5 protein-coding genes are annotated in these 4025 nt (G+C 66.9%); 2 read left to right on the forward strand and 3 right to left on the reverse strand.

The genetic code is table 11. From position 1 onward, the window contains the following. Positions 1-611 precede the first annotated feature (611 nt). The 3 genes from A6R01_RS10710 to A6R01_RS10720 all read right to left on the reverse strand — a co-directional run bounded on the left by A6R01_RS10710 (position 612) and on the right by A6R01_RS10720 (position 3105). Positions 612-1823: an FtsX-like permease family protein gene (locus tag A6R01_RS10710; RefSeq protein ID WP_292605681.1), complete on the reverse strand. Its 1212-nt coding sequence runs from the start codon at positions 1821-1823 to the stop codon at positions 612-614. 74 nt (positions 1824-1897) lie between these two features. Next, positions 1898-2578 (reverse strand): ABC transporter ATP-binding protein, encoded by a 681-nt coding sequence (locus tag A6R01_RS10715; protein WP_292605684.1) that lies wholly within the window; start codon positions 2576-2578, stop codon positions 1898-1900. After that, on the reverse strand, positions 2575-3105 hold the full coding sequence (locus tag A6R01_RS10720; RefSeq protein WP_292605686.1) for a PadR family transcriptional regulator: 531 nt from the start codon (positions 3103-3105) through the stop codon (positions 2575-2577). The genes A6R01_RS10715 and A6R01_RS10720 overlap by 4 nt, the downstream gene beginning before the upstream one ends. Positions 3106-3260: 155 nt before the next feature. On the opposite strand from A6R01_RS10720, the gene A6R01_RS10725 reads away from it, so the two are divergent. Both A6R01_RS10725 and A6R01_RS10730 read left to right on the forward strand, forming a co-directional pair. Next, a complete protein-coding gene (locus A6R01_RS10725) occupies positions 3261-3440 on the forward strand; it encodes a hypothetical protein (RefSeq protein ID WP_292605688.1) in 180 nt (59 codons plus the stop codon). A 168-nt stretch (positions 3441-3608) separates the two neighbouring features. After that, complete coding sequence (locus A6R01_RS10730) at positions 3609-3977, forward strand: hypothetical protein (protein WP_292605690.1); 369 nt, start codon at positions 3609-3611, stop codon at positions 3975-3977. Positions 3978-4025: the final 48 nt, after the last annotated feature.

Consider the following 4025-nt stretch of genomic DNA (forward strand, 5'->3'; position numbering starts at 1 on the left):
GTGAGAGATCACTCGAAGGATCTACCTGGTGGCCGCGCCTACGTTGCAGGCACGCGCTCACTTAGGTCCGTCGTACACCACTTTGCTGGACTCCACTCGCGACCGCGAACCGCCACGTCGGTCCGGCCTCAGCGCGAGCGACATCGACAGCCGAGACCATCGCGTCATGCAGCTCATCGGGTGTGTGCTGAGAGGTAGGGCGCAGAACCAAGAAGCACCCCCCGTTGCCCGAGTCTGACGTGGCCCTCTGAATGCCACGCGGGGCGAACTTGATCACGGCGGTACCACTTTCGCGAGCGGAGATAGTGACCTCGAAGGTACGTCGTATCGCTCGTCGGAAACGCACTCATCTGCCGCGCACGGTGCGCTCGGAGACGCACGCCATGCCGCAATCCGGCTCGCAGCTCGCTCGTGACGGTGAGCGGACGTCGCACGCGCACTACGCAAAATGCTCGCGACCTGTCCTGCGATGAATGGCCTACGTGCGTCGATCTCCTAGCGGCAGGTTCGCTCGTGGCTGCCGTGCGCGGCTGTCGGGATCAAGATGCCTCGACCACTAGGTCACCTGGTAAACAGCTGGCGAGTGCCGGACCACACCGAAGGTCGATGACTCAAGCAGTCCTGAGGTGTTCGGGTTGTAGTGCGTCGAGCAGCCACGGTCGGAGCAGCGCGGTGACGAGCCAGCATGCGCCGGCACTGGCGGCCCCGGTGATGAACACGGCCGACAGTACGTACGTCGCCGCCGCCATTGAGTCCAGGTAGCTGTAGCCCAAGCCACCCACGGCCGCGCCAACGATTGCCAGGGGCACCGTCGCCAGGAGGCACTCGAGCCGCTGGGACCGGCTCACCACTTCGGCTGGCACCCCGGACGCCACTAGTGCGGCCAGTTCGCGATGCCGCTCTAGGACCGACTCGGTCAGGTGCACTCCCAGGGACAAAGCGATGACGAGCAGCGCTGCTAGGGCGCCAAACCCGGCGACCAAGGCGGGCCCGAGGTAGTAGCCGCGGTCGCTGCTTTGGGTCGCGAGCACGTCGGGTACGAAGACCGAAAGGACGCCCGCGGTCAGGCCAACGGCCCCGACCGCGGCAGCGGCCCGACCGGCCGGCCGGGGGTCCAACTGCAGGCGTCGGCCGGCCAGAAGCAGAGCAGGCCGAGCCGTCCGGCTCGCCACCAGGCTCGCGACGACGAACGCGGTCCAGGGCGCCAGCCCGGCGATGGCCAGGACCAACAGCGACACCAAGCCGAGCGACAGCAAGTCGGAATCGACGACGTCATTGCCGACCGCCAAGAGCACTGCGGCGACGATCAGCAGCAATGCGGCCCAGGGGCGGGGCGGCCGATCGGTCTGGTGGGTTGGATCCTTGCCGACGCGCGAGCCCATCCGGAAGCCGACGGCAGCGCCATACGCGCCCGTCATCAGCACCGCGAGCAGCGCCCAGGCACCCGGACCGACCGAGGTCGGCACAAGGGAGGTGCCCTGAGGTCCCGAGACCTGACGCAGCAGCCACCAGACGGGGATGCCGAGCACCCCGCCGACCAGGGCGGGCAGACCCACCTCCACCGCACCCCATCGGCGCAAGTCGCTGCGGGTCGCGCCGGCCACCGCCAAGGCAGCGAACCGCTGGCGCCGTGCCGTCGTACCGAGCCGGACGGCTTGGTCGAGCAGCAGCACCAGCGGCAGCGCGAGCAGCAGGACACCGAGGATGGCCCCCGGTCGCGTCCCGGGGTCTCGCACTGCACCGAGGACCCGCTCGTCGAGCGGCCACTGCGGAGCCTCATAGAGTCGGAGCATCGAGATCGCCGCGAGCAGAAGCCCGCTCACCAGCGCGGTTGTACCGGCCACCAGGGAAGCCCGCCCCCACCCGCCGGCCAACGTGATGGTGACAGCCAACGGCCTCACAGCGAAACCTCGGCAGCCTCAACGACGCCGTCGCGCAATACGACCTCCCGCCCCGCGTGTGCCGCGACCCGGTTGTCGTGGGTAACCACCACCAGGGCCGCTCCGGTCTCGCGCACCGCATTGAGGAGCACCTCCAGGGTCTGCTCACCCGTGACCGTATCCAGCGCACCGGTCGGCTCATCGGCGAAGACCACCTGCGGACTGGTCACCAAGGCCCGGGCAATGGCGACTCGCTGGGCTTGGCCCCCGGACATTTCACCAGAGCGAGCCTCGGCCACCTCTGCAACTCCAAGCCTTTCCAACCAACTCATTGCCGCCGCCCTGGCGTCGCTGCGGCGTCGCTTCTCCAACAGCAGCGGCAGCGCAACGTTTTCGACCGCGGTGAGCTCGGGGACGAGCAGCCCGAATTGCAGCACTAGGCCGAACTCGACGCGCCGCAGCCGGGTCCGGGCATCGGGGTTGCGGTCATCGAGCCGGCTGCCCCGATACATCACGATCCCGCTCTCTGGCACCAGCACCCCCGCTAAGCAATGCAGCAACGTGGACTTGCCGCTCCCGGACGGGCCAGTGACGGCAACGATCTCGCCAGCAGCCACCTCGATCGAGGCGCCCCGCAAAGCTGGGGTTGCACCAAAGGACTTGCGCAAGCCTTGAGCGCTCAGCAGGGACTCGGTCATCGATGGCTCCTCGTGTGGTCTTGGCTCTGGACCCTGGCCTGGGTCTCCTCGAGCCACCGCAGGTCGGCGTCGAGGTGGATCAGGACGTGATCAACGGCGATCCGCTCGCCCGTCGACGCTGCGGCGTCGCGGTCGCGGGTCAGGGCACGCATGGCGTCCAGGTGCACCGCTCGCTGGCGGCGCAGAAATCCAGCGGCGTCCACGCCAGCGTGAACGGCGGTCACCGTCTTGCGGACCAGCTCGTCGGCGACGTACGGCCCGGCGGGCTCGGTTTCGGCGAGCCACTCTGCCAACCGCTGTTCGCCGGCCGCGGTCAGGGCGTAGACCGTTCGTTCTGGCCCGCCGTCTTGGGTGGTCTCGATGCTCTCGACAAACCCGTCGCGCTCGAGCCGGCCGAGCGTGGCGTAGACCTGCCCGAAGGCCAGCTGTTTGGACGCAGGAAATCGCTCGTCATGCGCGCGCTTGACGTCGTACCCATGGGCAGGGCCAGCAGCCAAAACACCCATCAAGACGGTGGCAAGGGACATGCGGTCGAGTATGCACCATATGTATACATCAAGTGAATAGTAGTTCTGTCGTAAGCGCGTCGACCCTCTCGATCGGCCGCCGGGGCTGATCGAGGAGGCTAGAAGTGTTGGCTTCTGCCGCGTCGAGCGATCACTGAGGCTGGTTCAATCTGGTCGTGGCAAAGGACAGCAACGACGTGTCCCCCGACCAGGTGCGGCTGACCGTCGACGGACAAGTCTTCGACCTGGCCTATGGCCCGTCGCAGCCCGGCGCCTACGGATACTCCTGGGTCAACGGGCCGAACGAGGCCACGGGTTTGGCTCCAGGCGTTCGGACCACCAGCGCAGCACCATGACCGAGCACGAAGCGAGCATCCGTGAGTTCCTCCGCGCCGTGGACCCCACGACTGGCTACATCGAAGACGACGACGACTGAGCCTCAAGCGCACTCTTCTGCCGCATCGTGCGCAGGTGTGTCCTAGAGCGGTGGGCTGGTTGCCCGGCATCGGGGGAAGATTGAACGCGTGACTGCCCCCTTCGTCTCGTTGCCCATCAGCGTCGCCTGGATCAGTGAGCGGCTCTACAGAGAGAAGCCGTCAGACCTCCCTTTTGGTCGGGCAGTCGAGGTGGACGGCTGGGACAAAGCACTCGATGCAGCCTGGGCCGACTTGTTTCACCGTCCTGGCGTCGCGGAGTGGGTCAGCGAGTACCTGGATCGACGTGGCACCGAACATGCATGTGTGTCCTTCAAAGACGCGCCACGAGTTGTCGGGCGCTACGGCTACGGCAACTTCAACGTGACGTACCCAGCCGACCTACTCATGTCGGGAGGCGATCGCGAGGCGGAAGGTGTCAAGCAGGTTGAGACACGTTTCGTTAGGCGGTCTGTATGAGGGCCTCCGGTGATGGCTGGTTGATCCAGGCTGCTGTGGGCAGCGTCG

The sequence above is a fragment of the Nocardioides sp. REDSEA-S30_B4 genome, assembly GCF_001627265.1.
Classification (GTDB): Bacteria; Actinomycetota; Actinomycetes; order Propionibacteriales; family Nocardioidaceae; genus Nocardioides.